This is a genomic window from Streptomyces griseorubiginosus, from assembly GCF_017614965.1.
GTDB classification, from domain to species: domain Bacteria; phylum Actinomycetota; class Actinomycetes; order Streptomycetales; family Streptomycetaceae; genus Streptomyces; species Streptomyces griseorubiginosus_B.
In genome coordinates, this window is sequence record NZ_WVUG01000002.1 from 1 (window position 1) to 15053 (window position 15053).

Annotated in this window: 13 protein-coding genes; 10 read left to right on the forward strand and 3 right to left on the reverse strand. The window is 67.1% G+C overall.

Features of this window, described 5'->3' with window-relative positions:
- The first annotated feature begins 847 nt into the window (after positions 1–847).
- From GRC12_RS00505 to GRC12_RS00520, 4 genes are all read left to right on the forward strand, one after another.
- Entirely contained in the window at positions 848–2077 is a 1230-nt protein-coding gene (locus GRC12_RS00505) for an ABC transporter substrate-binding protein (RefSeq protein ID WP_308286428.1), read from the forward strand.
- Positions 2078–2135: 58 nt separating this feature from the next.
- Entirely contained in the window at positions 2136–3089 is a 954-nt protein-coding gene (locus tag GRC12_RS00510) for a carbohydrate ABC transporter permease (RefSeq protein ID WP_208776594.1), read from the forward strand.
- Positions 3089–3922: a carbohydrate ABC transporter permease gene (locus tag GRC12_RS00515; RefSeq protein WP_244371839.1), complete on the forward strand. Its 834-nt coding sequence runs from the start codon at positions 3089–3091 to the stop codon at positions 3920–3922. The genes GRC12_RS00510 and GRC12_RS00515 overlap by 1 nt, the downstream gene beginning before the upstream one ends.
- 88 nt (positions 3923–4010) lie before the next feature.
- A complete protein-coding gene (locus GRC12_RS00520) occupies positions 4011–5198 on the forward strand; it encodes an ABC transporter ATP-binding protein (RefSeq protein WP_208776595.1) in 1188 nt (395 codons plus the stop codon).
- 436 nt (positions 5199–5634) lie between these two features.
- Here the strand turns inward: GRC12_RS00520 and GRC12_RS00525 are convergent, their stop codons facing one another.
- Positions 5635–5856: a hypothetical protein gene (locus GRC12_RS00525; RefSeq protein WP_208776596.1), complete on the reverse strand. Its 222-nt coding sequence runs from the start codon at positions 5854–5856 to the stop codon at positions 5635–5637.
- 319 nt (positions 5857–6175) lie between these two features.
- On the opposite strand from GRC12_RS00525, the gene GRC12_RS00530 reads away from it, so the two are divergent.
- The 6 genes from GRC12_RS00530 (at position 6176) to GRC12_RS00555 (ending at position 13134) form a co-directional block, all read left to right on the forward strand.
- The gene (locus GRC12_RS00530; RefSeq protein ID WP_244371840.1) at positions 6176–7138 is read left to right on the forward strand and encodes a U32 family peptidase; all 963 of its coding nucleotides are present in this window, start codon (positions 6176–6178) and stop codon (positions 7136–7138) included.
- A 71-nt stretch (positions 7139–7209) separates the two neighbouring features.
- Complete coding sequence (locus tag GRC12_RS00535) at positions 7210–8448, forward strand: sugar ABC transporter substrate-binding protein (RefSeq protein WP_244371841.1); 1239 nt, start codon at positions 7210–7212, stop codon at positions 8446–8448.
- A 361-nt stretch (positions 8449–8809) separates the two neighbouring features.
- Positions 8810–9862, forward strand: a complete 1053-nt coding sequence (locus GRC12_RS00540) for an ABC transporter permease (RefSeq protein WP_208776597.1) — start codon at positions 8810–8812, stop codon at positions 9860–9862.
- Positions 9859–10632, forward strand: a complete 774-nt coding sequence (locus tag GRC12_RS00545; RefSeq protein WP_208776598.1) for an ATP-binding cassette domain-containing protein — start codon at positions 9859–9861, stop codon at positions 10630–10632. Before GRC12_RS00540 ends, GRC12_RS00545 begins: the two co-directional genes overlap by 4 nt.
- A complete protein-coding gene (locus GRC12_RS00550; protein ID WP_368861478.1) occupies positions 10601–11179 on the forward strand; it encodes an MBL fold metallo-hydrolase in 579 nt (192 codons plus the stop codon). The genes GRC12_RS00545 and GRC12_RS00550 overlap by 32 nt, the downstream gene beginning before the upstream one ends.
- 1436 nt (positions 11180–12615) lie before the next feature.
- The gene (locus tag GRC12_RS00555; protein ID WP_244371849.1) at positions 12616–13134 is read left to right on the forward strand and encodes a GNAT family N-acetyltransferase; all 519 of its coding nucleotides are present in this window, start codon (positions 12616–12618) and stop codon (positions 13132–13134) included.
- 141 nt (positions 13135–13275) lie between these two features.
- Here the strand turns inward: GRC12_RS00555 and GRC12_RS00560 are convergent, their stop codons facing one another.
- On the reverse strand, positions 13276–13467 hold the full coding sequence (locus GRC12_RS00560) for a hypothetical protein (RefSeq protein ID WP_308286429.1): 192 nt from the start codon (positions 13465–13467) through the stop codon (positions 13276–13278).
- A 315-nt stretch (positions 13468–13782) separates the two neighbouring features.
- Positions 13783–14904 carry an IS630 family transposase gene (locus GRC12_RS00565; protein WP_308286430.1) on the reverse strand — a complete coding sequence of 374 codons (1122 nt, stop codon included), beginning with the start codon at positions 14902–14904 and terminating at the stop codon, positions 13783–13785.
- Positions 14905–15053 lie beyond the last annotated feature (149 nt).

Consider the following 15053-nt stretch of genomic DNA (forward strand, 5'->3'; position numbering starts at 1 on the left):
TCGGTTGGCTTCGCAACCCCGAGCTACCAAGAGGCCCTGCCTTCATGCCCGCGGCCAGCTGCGATCACCCGATCGAGACTCCCGTTCGACGCGCACCCCTCAAGATCGGAACGACAACAGCTACTTACGAACGAAGAGGATCACGAGGCAGATACACCGACGGGCCGGGTTCACGCTGCACCGCCACTGCATCGTCTGGTTCGTCGGGCTGGTGCTGCCCGCCCCTTTCCCCTGCTGCAGGGCCCGGGCGAGCACGCCGTCCAGGGCGTAGCGGCGGAAGCGGGGCTGCGACGTCGTAATGCAGTCGCAGCCCCCGGCGGGGCCGGCACCAGCTGCTCGGTGAGCGCCGGCGAGTGCGGGATCAAGGCGCAATGCGTGGGCCGTGCGAGGGAGGACACGCCCGAAGTCATGGGATCGCTCATGACCGGACGGGTGGGTCGCGTGCCGGTGGGCGGCAGGACCTCGACCACGCCACAGTCCCGGTGGTCTGTTCGCCGTGGGGTATCGCCGCGCCGCCAGGCGTCGCCGGGCCTCAGCCAGGTCACCTGGTGAAAAGTGATGGATTTCGCCTCGTGGGTCTTCGCGGTGAGCGGAGCCGAGGTAGTTGCGCGGGTCGTGAGTTTTGGAGCGGTAATAAACGATGTCCGCCATTTGCACGCATATGTACTTGTTGTTGCTCTATGCAGTGTCTAGCGTTCGTCGTGTAGAGAACGGCTGCGGGATCCGACTCTCGTAATCACCGACCCGGAAGCGAGGTGTGGAGCGCGTGGACGCGAGGCCCGGCTTTCGGCCCCTTCCGGTCTGGAGGCGCCCCAGGGGGAGCATGCGACGGCTGCGGGTGCTTGCCGTGCTGCCTCTGTTGGCGTCGGCACTCGCCGCGTGCGGCAGCGAGGAGGGGTCCGGCCGACCGACATTGAACTGGTACAACTTCCCCGACGACTCCGGCGCGCTGCAGAAGGCGGCTGATCGGTGCAGCCAGGCGTCCCACGGCCGGTACAGGATCAGCTACAACAAGCTCCCCCGTGCCGCCGACGGCCAGCGCCAGCAACTCGTCCGCAGGCTTGCGGCCCACGACAACTCGCTCGACATCCTGGGTCTGGACGTCACCTGGGCGGCGGAGTTCGCCGAGGCGGGCTGGATCCGCGAGTGGACCGGCGCGGCGAAGCAGCATGCCACCGCGGGCACCCTGCGCGTACCGCTGCAGACCTCGACCTGGAAGAACAAGCTGTACGCCGTCCCGTACAACACCAACACCCAGCTCCTGTGGTACCGCAAGGACCTGGTGCCCACCCCGCCCAAGACCTGGGCCGAGATGCTGGACATGGCCCGTAATCTCTCCCGGCAGGGCAAACCCCACTACGTGGAGATCCAGGGTGCTCAGTACGAGGGCCTGACCGTGTGGTTCAACACCCTGATCAACAGCGCGGGCGGCTCCATCCTCAACCCGACAGCGACGAAGCCCTCCCTCGGCGCGCCCGCGGTGCGGGCCGCCACGGTCATGCGTGACCTGGCGCACTCTGCGGCGGCGGACCCCTCCCTGTCCAACCAGATGGAAGACCAGAACCGCCTCGCCATGGAGGCCGGGGATGCCGCGTTCGAAATCAACTATCCGTTCGTCTATCCGTCGATGAAGGCGAACAATCCGGCACTGTTCAAGAACTTCCGCTGGGCGCCGTATCCGAGGGTCGATGCGAACCGCCCGGCACGGCCGACCATCGGCGGCATCGACCTGGCCGTGAGTGCCTACTCGCGCCACCCGCAGCTGGCCTTCGAGGCAGCCCTGTGTCTGCGCAACAGGGAGAACCAGCTCACCGCCGCGCTCCTGGGAGGCCTGCCGCCCACCCTGCGTGCCCTGTACGACGAGCGGCCGTTCGTCAAGGCGTATCCCTTCGCCAAGGACGTGCTGGCCTCCCTGGAGTTGGCGAGCGTGCGCCCGCTCACCCCCGCCTACCAGAACGTGTCGATCGCCGTGTCCCACACCCTGTCCCCGCCCTCCGCGATCAAGCCCGTGAGTTCGGTCGCCACCATCAGGGACCAGATCGATGATGCTCTGCAATCCAAGGGAGTGATCCCATGAACCACCACCCCCTCGGCCGGCGCTCCCGAGTGCTGGTCCCATCCTCAGGCGGTCTCCGATGAGCATGCAGGCGGAACCGGCCGGAGCCCCGCCACCTCCTGAGGCGAAGCAGGCCGGGCAGGACCGGGCGGCGCTCTCGGCCGGCGCCAGGCAGGAGCGGAGGCTCGGCTGGCTGCTCTGCTCGCCGGCTGTGATCGTCATGCTCGCCGTGACCGCGTATCCGATCGGATACGCCGTCTACCTGTCCCTGCAGCGCTACGACCTGCGCTTCCCGGCACAGGCGAAGTTCGTGGGCTTGAGCAACTACGGTGCGGTCCTGTCCTCCACGTTCTGGTGGCAGGCCTTCTGGGTGACGCTGTTCATCACCGGCGTGTCCGTGGCCATCGAACTGGTCCTCGGCATGGGCCTCGCTCTGGTGATGCACCGCACGATCTTCGGTCGCGGATCCGTACGCACCGCCGTCCTGATCCCCTACGGCATCGTCACCGTCGTCGCCGCGTTTTCCTGGCAGTACGCCTGGACCCCGCAACTCGGGTACCTCGCGGAGCTTCTGCCCAGCGGATCGGCCCCGCTGACCCATCAGTGGTCCGCCTTGTGGCTGATCGTGCTCGCCGAGGTGTGGAAGACCACCCCGTTCATGGCCCTCCTGCTGCTCGCGGGGCTCGCGCTGGTCCCCGAGGAGACGCTGAAGGCGGCAATGGTGGACGGCGCCACCGCCCGGCAGCGGTTCTTCAAGGTCGTGCTGCCACTGATGAAACCGGCCATCCTGGTGGCGCTGCTCTTCCGCACGCTGGACGCGTTCCGGATCTTCGACAACATCTACATCCTGACCTCGGGCGCCCACGAGACAGGCTCGGTGTCCATCCTCGGTTACGACAATCTGTTCACCGCGCTGAACCTGGGCATCGGTTCGACGATCTCGGTCCTGATCTTCATCGCTGTCGGGATCATCGCCTTCGCCTTTGTCAAGCTCTTCGGTGCGGCCGCACCTGGCGCGGAGGTGAAGCGCTGATGGCTGCCGTGGGAAAGACGCACGCCACCCGCTGGGGTGTCGTCAACGTGGTGGTGGTGCTGTACGCCCTGTTCCCGGTGTGGTGGATCGCCGCGCTGTCGTTCAAAGAGCCCAGCACCCTGACCGACGGGAACTACATTCCGAGGGAATGGACCTGGGAGAATTACCGGGGCATCTTCAAGACCTCCGAATTCACTCGCGCACTGATCAACTCGATCGGTATCGCCCTGATCTCGACGGTCATCGCGGTGGTGTTGGGCACCATGGCCGCCTACGCGGTGGCCAGGCTCCGGTTCCCCGGCAAGCGGGTCCTCATCGGCATGTCGCTGCTCATCGCCATGTTTCCCCCGATCTCCCTGGTGTCCCCCCTGTTCAACATCGAGCGCATCGTCGGGATCTTCGACACCTGGGTGGGGCTGATCATCCCGTACATGACCTTCTCCTTGCCGCTGGCGATCTACACCCTGTCGGCGTTCTTCCGGGAGATCCCCTGGGACCTGGAGAAGGCCGCCAAGGTGGACGGGGCCACGCCCGCGCAGGCCTTCCGGCTGGTCATCGCGCCGCTGGCCGCGCCGGGCGTGTTCACCACAGCGATCCTTGTCTTCATCTTCTGCTGGAACGACTTCCTGTTCGCCATCTCGCTGACCTCCACCCGGGCCGCGCGCACGGTGCCGGCCGCCATCGCGTTCTTCACCGGAAGCTCGCAGTTCCAGCAGCCCACCGGGTCGATCGCCGCCGCCGCCGTCGTGATCACCGTTCCGATCATCATCTTCGTTCTGTTCTTCCAACGGCGGATCGTCGCCGGACTGACCTCCGGCGCGGTCAAGGGGTGACCGGGCCGACCGCTCAGCCAGGCCACCACCAGGGCACACCGACCGCGGCACCCGGACCCGCAAGGCATGAAGGCAAGGAGGCACCATCATGGCCGAGATCACCCTCGAGGGAGTCACCAAGCGTTTTCCCGACGGATCCCTTGCCGTGAAGGACGTGGATCTCGACATCGCCGACGGCGAGTTCGTGATCCTGGTCGGACCTTCCGGTTGCGGCAAGTCCACCACCCTGAACATGATCGCCGGACTCGAGGACATCACCGAAGGCACCCTGCGCATCGGTGACCAGGTCGTCAACCAGCTCGCTCCCAAGGAGCGCGACGTTGCCATGGTGTTCCAGAGCTACGCCCTGTACCCGCACATGAGCGTGCGAGAGAACATGGGCTTCCCGCTGCGGTTGGCCAAGGTGGACAAGGCCACCATCAACTCCAAGGTGGAGGAGGCGGCCCGGATTCTCGACCTCACCGAGCACCTGGACCGTAAACCCGCGAATCTCTCCGGTGGCCAGCGTCAGCGGGTGGCCATGGGCCGGGCGATCGTCCGCGATCCCAAGGCGTTCTTGATGGACGAGCCTCTGTCCAACCTGGACGCGAAACTCCGGGTGCAGATGCGCACTCAGATCTCCCGCCTGCAACGGCGCCTGGGCACCACGACCGTGTATGTCACCCACGACCAAACCGAGGCGATGACCCTCGGCGACCGGGTTGTTGTGATGCGGCAGGGAGTCGTGCAGCAGATCGGTACGCCCGCACAGCTCTACGACCTGCCGCGCAATCTCTTCGTCGCGGGCTTCATCGGCTCGCCGGCGATGAACTTCCTGAACGCCACCCTGGAGGGCGGTGTGCTGCGCTCGCCCTTGGGTGATCTGCCCCTCGAGGACCGTACGAGGCAGGCACTGGAACGGCAGAACGCACCCCGCGAGGTCATCGTCGGCCTGCGGCCCGAGGCCTTCGAGGACGCAGCGCTGTCGGCTCGACCAAGCCAGGGCGGCCCTGTCTTCACCGCCAACGTGGACGTACTGGAGTCGCTGGGCTCCGACGCGTACGTGTACTTCACGGCAGAGGGCGGATCCGCGACGACCGCGGAACTGGAGGAACTGGCGGCCGACTCCGGTCTGCGTGACACCGGCTCGGAGGTCCAGCAGATCGTGGCCCGCCTGGACGCCGCCACGCGCGCCCGGGAGGGCGCACCGGTGGAGTTGCTCGTCGACATGGCCAAGGCGCACGTATTCGACCCGGCGACCGGAGCGAACCTCACCCATCCCGAGCGCCAATCCTGACGATGCCGCACGGCCGGAAGGTGACATCGGGGGGCCAGGCGGTGCCTCCGCCCGGAACCGACAGCGGCCATGGACTTCGTGGCACGGAAGGAGCGAACCGGCCTGGCACTCACAAGCCCGCCCAGGAGCACGTCGACGGACCACCGATACCCGCTTCCACAGCACTGCGCACGGGACGGCCGCGGCCAGGCTGAAGCCCGCGGACAGCGGCGCGACCGGAAGCAAGGGCGGCACCAGGTCGACGTCCCCACGGACTCGCTCGCCTCCGGGCCACGTTCGTCCAAGACGACGCCCACGGATGCCGCTGGCGGTCACCTCGGGAGCGGCCCGCTTGAAGGGGGCGGCGCGGGCAGGGGGTGATGAGACCGGTCAGGAACGAAGCGGCTCCGGCCGCCGCCGTGCAGCCCTTGGCGTGATGCTCACAGGCCCCTGCAGATCATCGGCCGAAGGGGTGGTCGTCGCGGACGGTCAGTTTCTCGGACAGGACGAGCGGCGACTGCTCGGCGTCCAGCGATGTGGCGTCGACCGGGTGCGGGCTGAGGTCCGTGTCAAGAGTGGCACCGGAGGACTGGAACGCCGCATGGACCTGCGGCGCGCGCTGCGACTGGAGATCGCGGACGGGGGAGTGCAGGCCACTGCGCTGGCCGGTTCCCTGCACTCGCTCCTGGGCCCTTCGTCGGACTTGGCCGTACGGAGGGGCGGTACTTCGTGACGGAGGTCGCGTTCGGGATGACCGGACGGCTCATCGGCGTGTTTCTGCGAGGGCGACGGGATCTCGGTGCGGTCGTTCACCTACGAGGGGTGCGACGACGCGGACGGGGTGGAGCTGGTACCGAGTTGCTGACTACTACGACTGCTGGATCGGCGCCTTGACGGAGCAAGCGCGGTGCGACGTGTGACATCCCGGAGGCCTGCCCATGGTGCCTTCGCGGACCGTTGACGGCTCGTCGTTGGCTGCCTACCGTCCAAGCGCAGCGATGCCGAACAAAGTTCGGAATATCGATCGAAGGAAGGTCCGGATGGATGGCATGGAAAGGTCGCGGCGGTCGCTGTCCGCACTCGGTCTGCCGGAGCGAGACCTCGGGGAACTGCCCGACTCGGACAAGCGGTTCCCGGACGGTGCGCAGTACCGGGTGGAGATCCCGTCGGTCGAAGGCCCGGGGCCGTTCCAGGCGGTCATGGATGAGGCTGAGGGGCGCGGGATCCGGATACATCGCATCAGCCAGGGCAGTGGCATGATGCTCCTTGCCGACTCGGAGATCGAGGAGATGGTCGCTCTCGGCCGCGAACGCGAGGTGGAGGTCTGCCTCTTCGTTGGACCTCGCGGCGGCTGGGACATCGGCATCCAGGCCACGTCCGCCGCGGGCGGGGGTGCAGCCGCGGTGCTGCGTGGCGCCGATCAGCTGGCGTACGGGGTCGAGGACGTCATCCGGGGCTGCGACCTCGGTGTGCGCAGCGTCCTGGTGGCAGACATCGGCCAGCTGTGGGTGCTCGGCCGAATGCGGCAGGCCGGCGACCTGCCGCCGGACCTGGGGATCAAGGCGTCGATCTCGATGCCGACGGCCAATCCTGCGGCAGCACGGGTGCTTGAGGACCTCGGGGTCACCACGATCAATCTGCCGATCGATCTCACGCTTGCCCAGATAGCGGCGATCCGGGGGGCGGTCGACGCGCCCCTGGACGTCTATGTCGAGGGCGCCGACGACTTCGGCGGCGTGGTCCGCTATTACGAGATCCCGGCCCTCGTGCGTGTGGCGGCTCCTGTCCATCTCAAGTTCACGGTACGGAACGCGCCGTCCCTGTATCCCTCCGGAGCGCACCTTGCCGACCTGGCCGTGGCGACCGCACGTGAGCGCGTACGGCGGGCGGCGCTCGGCCTGTCCGTGCTGCGCCGGTACTATCCGGAGGCCGAAGCCAGTCCCGGGCCGCTGGCGACGTAGGCCCGGAGCAGGCGTGGCGGGATGGACGATCTACGTACAAATATTGACGAAACCGTAGTTCACTGAGGGCCTTGACGACCTATCAGGCCGGTTCTACGTTCAGCCCCACCAAATGTGCCGAACGTCGTTCGAAATACCGGGCACCATGGGCCGAACACGCCGGAGTGATCATGAAGAAGATCGATCCGCAGGTGGAAAGGGCCGTCGACACGCTCGGCCTCAACGGGCTGACCAGGCGGCGACTGCTGAGGGGCGGTGGAATGGTGAGCGCCTCGGCCGCCGCGGCGGCTTTGCTGTCCGCCTGCTCGGCCAGCAACAAGAGCGACGACAACAAGACGGGCGACGGTGTCGGCGACTTCCCGAAGACACCGAAGTGGAAGTTCGTGTTCGTCAACCACGTCACGACCAACCCGTTCTTCACCCCGACGCAGTACGGCGCAGCTGACGCCTGTGCACTCCTGGACGCCTCGTTCCAGTGGACCGGCTCGAAGGACTCAAGCGTGCCTGAAATGGTCAGTGCCATGACCTCGGCCATCTCCGCGAAGGCCGACGGCATCGCGGTCGCGGTCGTCGACAAGAACGCCTTCACCTCGCCCGTCGACAAGGCCCTCAACGCCGGCATCCCCACCATCTCGTACAACGCGGACGGGGCCAAAGGGAGTCCGGGGACGAGCCGGCTCTGTTACGTGGGGCAGGACCTCTACCAGTCCGGAGTCGAGCTGGGCCGCCGCATCGCCTCGCTGATGCCATCCGGCGGGGACGCGGTCGGGTTCATCGCCACCCCGGGCGCGCTCAACATCCAGCCGCGCATCGATGGGGCCACCGACGCGATCAAGGCATCCGGCAAGTCGATCAACTTCAAGTCGGTCGCCAGCGGCGCGGAACTTCCTCAGGAGCTGTCGACCATCGACGCGTATGTCAGCGGACACAAAGATCTCAAGGGCCTGTTCGCGGTCGACGCGGGCTCCACGGAGAGCATCGGCAAGGTCATGAAAAAGTACGGCCTCAAGAAGAAGGGTGTGGTCGCGGGTGGCTTCGACCTGAATCCGAACACCCTCACTGCGATCAAAGCGGGTGACCTCGATTTCACGATTGACCAACAGCCCTATCTGCAGGGCTTCCTGAGTGTGCTCTACCTGTGGCTGTACAAACTGTCCGGCGGACTGGTGATCCCGAGTGTCACCGACACCGGCCTGCTCTTCGTGACCAAGGACAATGTCGACCCCTATCTGGAGACCAAGACCCGGTTCGAGGGCTCCAGCACGAGGCAGCAGTGGGTCAAGCGCTCCGGCCCCATAGCACACGCATGAGCTTCCTGAGTCGACCGCTGCGCCGCGAGGGGCGTCTCGGTGATCGGTTTGACCTTGCGCCTGGTGAATGGCGGGGGCGTGGCAGGCGCAGTCGCGCCAGCAGGACCAGATCACGCGGAGCCAGGCGCGAGCAAGGATCCGGCCGGGTCGCCGCACCGTCCCAGCCGGGCCGGCGTCACCTGGATGCCCTGCATCGGCCCTCTGTGGGGCGTGTCCCTGAAGCCGATCAGACGGCCTCGGCCCGGCGGGGCCGGCAGAACTCATGCCGGCCATCGCGTAGAACGCGAGCGCGGCCGGGCACCCGCCGGGACCGAGAGGTCACAACCCCACCCGTGAGGGCTGCAGAAGGGATGGTCCTCCCATGAGCGAGCGAGCCGTGCGGGACTCGACCGGCGGGAAGACCATCACGGCCGGCACCCCGCCGGTGCGGCGGCACGGTCCGCTGCGCCTGGCCTTCGAGGCGTTCGTCATCCGCCGCGAGGCCACCATCTTCATCGTCGCACTGGGCCTGCTGCTGTACTTCTGGTCCAACAACTCCGACTTCCTGGCCCGCAACAACCTGGTCAACCTCTCCCAGCAGACGGCACCGTACGCGATCATCGCGGCAGGCATGGTGCTGCTGCTGGTCAGCGGGGAGATCGATCTGTCGGTGGGCGCCGTCTTCGCACTGTCGCCGTTCCTGATGCACTACATGATCGACTACTACGGCACGTACCCCGTCATCGCGATCATCGGCTCGATACTGGCCGGCGCCTTCATCGGTCTCGTCAACGGCTTCGTGGTGGTCGTGCTCAAGGTACCGTCGTTCGTCGCCACGCTCGGCATGCTCTTCCTCATCCTCGGCATCATGCTGACCACCTCGCACGCCTACCCGGCACAGATCCCCGAGGCAGCACACGGGGTGCGCGGCTGGTTCGGGCAGTCGGACTGGTCGGAACTGATCTGGTGCCTGATCATCGTCGCGTACTTCCACGTGGTACTCACCCGCTCGCGCTGGGGCCTGCACACGATCGCCACCGGCGGCAACCCGCTCGGCGCGAGCGAGGCCGGCATCAAAACCGGTCGCATCAAGTTCGGCAACTTCATGGCCACCAGCGCCCTGGGGGCCTTCGCCGGCATCCTCGAGGCCTTCCGCGTCGACTCGATCGACCCGACCGCTGCGGGTGCGGATGGCGCGTCCCCGATGTTCACCGCCGTCTCCGCCGCGGTCATCGGCGGTACGGCGCTGGCCGGCGGCTCGGGGACGGTCGTCGGCGCGCTGCTCGGCGCGCTCGTCCTCGCGGAGCTGCGCAACGGGTTCAACCTCATCGGCATCAACGCCAACCCGTTCAACATCATCCTCGGTGCGGCGATCATCCTCTCCATGGTGCTCAACGTGCACCTGGCCAGACTGCGAAGGGCAGGCCGCCGATGAGCGGGTCGACCGAGCCGACACCGACCCCGGCGCTCTCCGTGGAGCATATTGCCAAGGGCTTCGGCGCGGTCACCGCGCTGCGGGACGTGAACCTGCGCCTGAACAAGGGCGAGGTACTCGCCCTCGTCGGTGACAACGGCGCTGGAAAGTCAACCCTGTTGAAGATCCTCTGCGGCTTCCACCGGCCCGACGCAGGCCGCATCCTCCTCAACGGCGAGGAGGTGACGCTCAAGTCGGTCGACCATGCCCGCTCGCTCGGTATCGACGCGGTGTACCAGGACCTGGCCCTGGTCAACGAGCTGACGGTCTATCACAACATGTTCCTGAACCGGGAGATGATCCGTCCCACTCGGCTGCTGCACAACCGCGCGATGCGCAAAATCGCCCAGGAGCACCTGGACGAGATGGGGGTGAACATCCCATCGGTCGACGTCGAGGTCGCCAAGCTCTCCGGCGGCCAGCGCCAGGCCATCGCCGTGGCCCGCTCGGTCTATTCCGAGGCCAGGGTCCTCCTTCTCGACGAGCCCCTGGCCGCGATGGGCGCCAAGGAAGGCGCCCTCATCCTCGACCTGGTCAACGACCTCAAAGCCCGCGGCGAGGTCTCCGTCATCATCATCGCCCACAACTACGCCCAGGTCTTCGAGGTCTGCGACCGGGTCAACCTGCTCCAGCACGGCGAAATCACCTTCGACAAGCGCACGTCGGAGACATCGGTGGCCGAGCTCACCGACCTGGTGGTTGAGGAGTACCGGAGGTCGCGAACCAAATAGGCGTCTGTCTCCGCGAGCGCGGCCTCGATGCCGGCGCAGATTCCGTAACCGCGCCGCCGTCCGTCTTCTTCGAAGGGAATCCCACGCGGACTTCGCCACGGCCTGGAAGTACTTCGGATTCGACGAGGACCCCACCGCCGTGGCACGAGTCGTTTTGGGCGGCCGCACGCTCGAGTGCCTTGCCACTCCCGGTCACCATGAGGCAGCGGTCACGTTCTACGACCCGTGGACCGGGATCCTCCTCACCGGCGACACCGTCTACCCCGGCCGGCTCTACGTCCAGGACTGGTCCGGCTTCGCCCGGACCATCGACCCCCTGATCGAGTTCTGCGAGCACAGACCTGTTACCCACGTCCTGGGCTGCCACATCGAGATGACCGCCGAACCGGGCGTGGACTACCCGGTCCGCACCACCTACCAGCCCCACGAACCCCCGCTGCAGATGACCACCGGCCACCTGCACGAAATCCGCGCCGCACTGCACGAGATCGGCGACCAACCCCGCCGACTGGCCTATCCGCTCTTCGTCATCTGCCCAGACGACTGAGCCCCGCCTGCGAGCACCTCCAGCCCGGACACAGACGAAAGCCGAACGGAGCGTCCTGAGAGGAGCGAGACGCTGGCAAGGCTGCTCCCGCTCACCGTCGCCGGTTGTGCACGCGGCGAGGATCGCGCGCCCTGGGGCCCGTTGCAGCAAGCGATTGGCCGGGGCACCGCCCAGATCATCGGCGATGTGCATGACCGGACGGCCCGCCATGCACTACTACGGCTGCTGCAGCAGTTCGGCGTGAGTCTGAAGCGCCGACCATGGTGGTCAGCGGGCTGACCCGCGCCGATCCGGGCGCGAGGACATCGCCCGAGTGCGTCGTGCGCCACATGGGTGGCGCCCTCGTATCCCGCATCAGCGTCGTCGATCACCGTAGGGCTCAACGGCTCCCGCCCCAGGAAGCTGACGATGTCGAGAGCGATCCTAGTCGCGGTCACGCCGTGTACGCGGAGGGCGTTCACGCCTTGCACCGCGCTTCTCGGCCGTAGGCTGCCCTTCCCCACCTCGGAGCTGGCGGTCCAGGAATTCGATGAGCCCCATCTCCGAATGCAACAACCGCTCGCGTTGCTCAGGGGGAAGGGATGCGAGGGCATCGACCAGGATCCGCTTCCGCGGGATGTGAACCATGTTTCCGGAGTAGATCCGGCAAGTTGAGCACCAGGCGAGCCCGATGCAGCGCTCGAACATGGTGGACTCGGGAGGATAGAAGCGGTACCGGTACGAGTAGACGGGCGTCCCGCTTACGGCACAGATCCGGCGTTCACCGTCCAGAACGGACCAGCCGCTCCCGACCTTGTGCCAGGGCTGTCGCCGGGCCGGTGCTCCTCAAGTCGTCATGTCCAGCATTCTGTCCGACCGAGGCTGCACGACACAGCCGTCATACCCAAGTGGACCGCCCACCCCGCCACGTGTCCTGCGGGTGCGGGAGGAAGAGGCGCCGATCGAAATCATGCGGGCGTCGTGAACCGCGGTGAAGAATACAGGAACTGGTCCTTGTCCTGGGGTTGTTCCGTGGCCTCGCCTCGCCGTAGGAGTACGCCGTGGCGCCGCTCCCAGAAGGACGTACACAGCCTTGACGAAGCGCTCCGGCAGCAAGAACGCCACCACCCAGCCGACGGCCCAGGGATCCCAGAGCAGGCCGAAAACCAGGGATGACAGTCCGACGAGGACAACGAAGACTCCGTGAAAGCTGCGGAGCAGGGACTCACGCGAGGCGGGGAGTACCGCCTCGGGGTCGGTCAGGGGACCGCGCTCTCGAAGTCGCGCTTCTCACCTCCCAGCCACCTTGACCGGGTCGAAACCATCAGCAGGCCGAAGAGCGCGCTCATGGCTGCAAACCACAGAAGGGCAGCCACCTTTGACCACGCCAGTTTCCCAGCACCGCACGCGCTCACCGACAACTGCCTCGCCTCAGCGCCGGATGGGACAGCATCATGATGCCCATGCGCATCCTCGTGTGCCGGCAAGATGATCTGGAGGTGCTGGAGGAACGTCTGCCCTCCTCGAGCGCCGTTTCCTACCATGCCCAGCGGTTCGCCCGGCAGGCATCAGGGACGAGTACGTTCCTCGTGGCCTGGCTGGATGCCCAGCCGACAGGAATCTGCGAAGTGCGCTGGGATGGCTGCGCGGCGCCAGAAGTGCGAGCGGTCCTGCCGGGCTGTCCGGAGATCAACGGGTTGCACGTCGTCGATGCGCTGCAGTCCCGGGGGATAGGGACCGCCCTGATCCGTCACGCCGAACAGCTCGCCGGCGAACGAAACGCAGAGCTGATCGGACTGGGAGTAGACGATCACGGAAATCCGCGGGCCGCAGCGCTCTACGCTCGGTTGGGATACGAGCCCACCGTCCCGTACGTGGATCGCTACTTCTACACGGACGACACGGGTGCCGAACACTCGGTCGCGGATCCCGCCGTCTTCCTGGTGAAGGAGCTCCCGCCCCGGCCCCATCTTTGAGACCGATCTCGTGCGCCATCATCAGAGTCTGGTGGCCCGGCCCATGTTCGCGCCCACCAGGTCGGCCATCTCCACCAGCGCCTGGCTGATCGCATCGAGTTCCTTGTGGAAGCTCGCCCGTATGCCGTCCTCGCCCTTGTGTCAGTGCTCCCACGCCAGCGGGCCCGGGCCGGTCCATTCGATCAAGGGTGAGGCGGCGATCTCGTCTTCCTCGCCCAGGTTCAGTCCGGCCCGCCGCAGGAAGACGATCATGTCCCACAGGCCGTAGGCGCGGCCGACGGGGACGCCGTGGATGCAGACCAGCCGGCCGCCCTCGGCATCGGGCGGCCCCACTCTCACGGGACACCAACTCGGCATGTGTGAACGGGTACCCCCGTGCGCGCCGGAACATGGCCGCATGGCCCATCCGGCCAGGGCTTTGCCCGGCCTGTGGCGTCTGTTTGCCTCATGGGCGCGCTGGGCGACGTTGGTAGTGGGTGTGGGCCGTTTCCGGGGAGTGCCGTGCTCGTGGTGGTGCGGAGCGGGCCCGGTTGATGTTGCTGTGGCCACCCTGGAGCCGGCCTGCGGGACCTTCTCGTCTTCCTCCTGGCCGGTCGTGCCGCTCAAGGGGCTGGCTAGTGCTGTGACCGCGTTGGTTCGCCGGGTTGGTCAGGCCGCGGTGGCGAGGGGGCGTCCGCCCCAGCGGATGCCTTTCTCGCTGCGGATGCGGGCGCGTTCCTTGCGTTCGGCGGTCAGGACGCCCGGGTGGCGGGCGTTGGCGTTGCGCCACCGTAGGTAGGCGTGCAGGGCCCGGGTCTGAACGGAGTGGTTGGGGTAGTTGGAGTTGGCGATGGTGAACTGCCGCAGTGGCCCGAAGTGGGCCTCGATCGGGTTCGCCCACGAGGCGTAGGTCGGTGTGAAGCACACCTCGACCTCGTGTTTCTTTGCCCAGCGTCGGATGTCGGCGCCCTTGTGGGCGGACAGATTGTCCATGATCACGTAGATCGGGGCGCCGTCCGGGCGGGCGGCGCGGATCGCCTTCAGTGCGGCCAGCGTGTTCCCGGCGCCCTTCCTGCGGCGGTTGACGCCCCACAGGCGGTCGTCACCGACCGAGTAGCAGCCGTGGAAGTACCGGACTCCGTGGGTGCGGTGGTAGGTGGCCGGCAGCCGGTCGGGGTGTCCTTGTTCGGCCCAGCCCGCGCCCGCGGTGGGCCGGATCCCGAGCGGGCCGAACTCGTCGAAGGCGAAGACCCGGTCCGGGAAGCGGTCCAGGACCTCCTCGATGCGGTCGAGCTTGGTGTCGCGCTCGGGGTCCGGGGACTCCTTCCAGGTCTTGGTGCGCTGGAAGGTGACGCCGCGCCGGGCGAGCAGGCACCGTAACGCCTCGCGGCCAATGCGGATCACCCGGCCGTGCACTTCGCGCAGGTAGGCGACGAGCTTGCGCAGCGACCAGCGGGTGAAGGGCTGGCCGAGCTTGACCGGGCGGGTGGTGGCCGTCGCAATGACGAAATCCTCGTCGTCAGGCTTGAGTTGGCGGGGACGGCCTCCCGCCCACTGAGGGTCCAGGCAGGCCAGGCCGATCTCGTTGAACCGGTGGATCACATCGGGCACCGTGTCCTCGTCGGCCTGCACCAGCTGGGCGATCACCGGCACCCGGTTCCCGCCGGCCGACGCCAGCAGCATCATCGCCCGCCGGTAACGCACCGTGCTGGTACTGCCCCGGCGCACGATCTGCTGCAGCCGCTGCCCCTCCTGGTCGGTCAGTCTGCGCACACGTACAGGCTCAGCCACCACGCCTCCAGCGATCGGATCAGACGTCACCCACATCCAACCGCCACGACCACCAACCCGGCGAACCAACACGGTCACAGCACTAGAGCCAGTGGCCCAGGAGCAGGGCGGGGGTGTGACGGGTGAGCCAGGCGCTGGTCAGGCCGATG

Coding starts and splice junctions, on each gene's coding strand:
- GRC12_RS00530 (WP_244371840.1), top strand. CDS start 6,176: ATGCCGAACAAAGTTCGGAATATCGATCGAAGGAAGGTCCGGATGGAT.
- GRC12_RS00545 (WP_208776598.1), top strand. CDS start 9,859: ATGAGCGGGTCGACCGAGCCGACACCGACCCCGGCGCTCTCCGTGGAG.
- GRC12_RS00520 (WP_208776595.1), top strand. CDS start 4,011: ATGGCCGAGATCACCCTCGAGGGAGTCACCAAGCGTTTTCCCGACGGA.
- GRC12_RS00515 (WP_244371839.1), top strand. CDS start 3,089: ATGGCTGCCGTGGGAAAGACGCACGCCACCCGCTGGGGTGTCGTCAAC.
- GRC12_RS00510 (WP_208776594.1), top strand. CDS start 2,136: ATGAGCATGCAGGCGGAACCGGCCGGAGCCCCGCCACCTCCTGAGGCG.
- GRC12_RS00540 (WP_208776597.1), top strand. CDS start 8,810: ATGAGCGAGCGAGCCGTGCGGGACTCGACCGGCGGGAAGACCATCACG.
- GRC12_RS00555 (WP_244371849.1), top strand. CDS start 12,616: ATGCCCATGCGCATCCTCGTGTGCCGGCAAGATGATCTGGAGGTGCTG.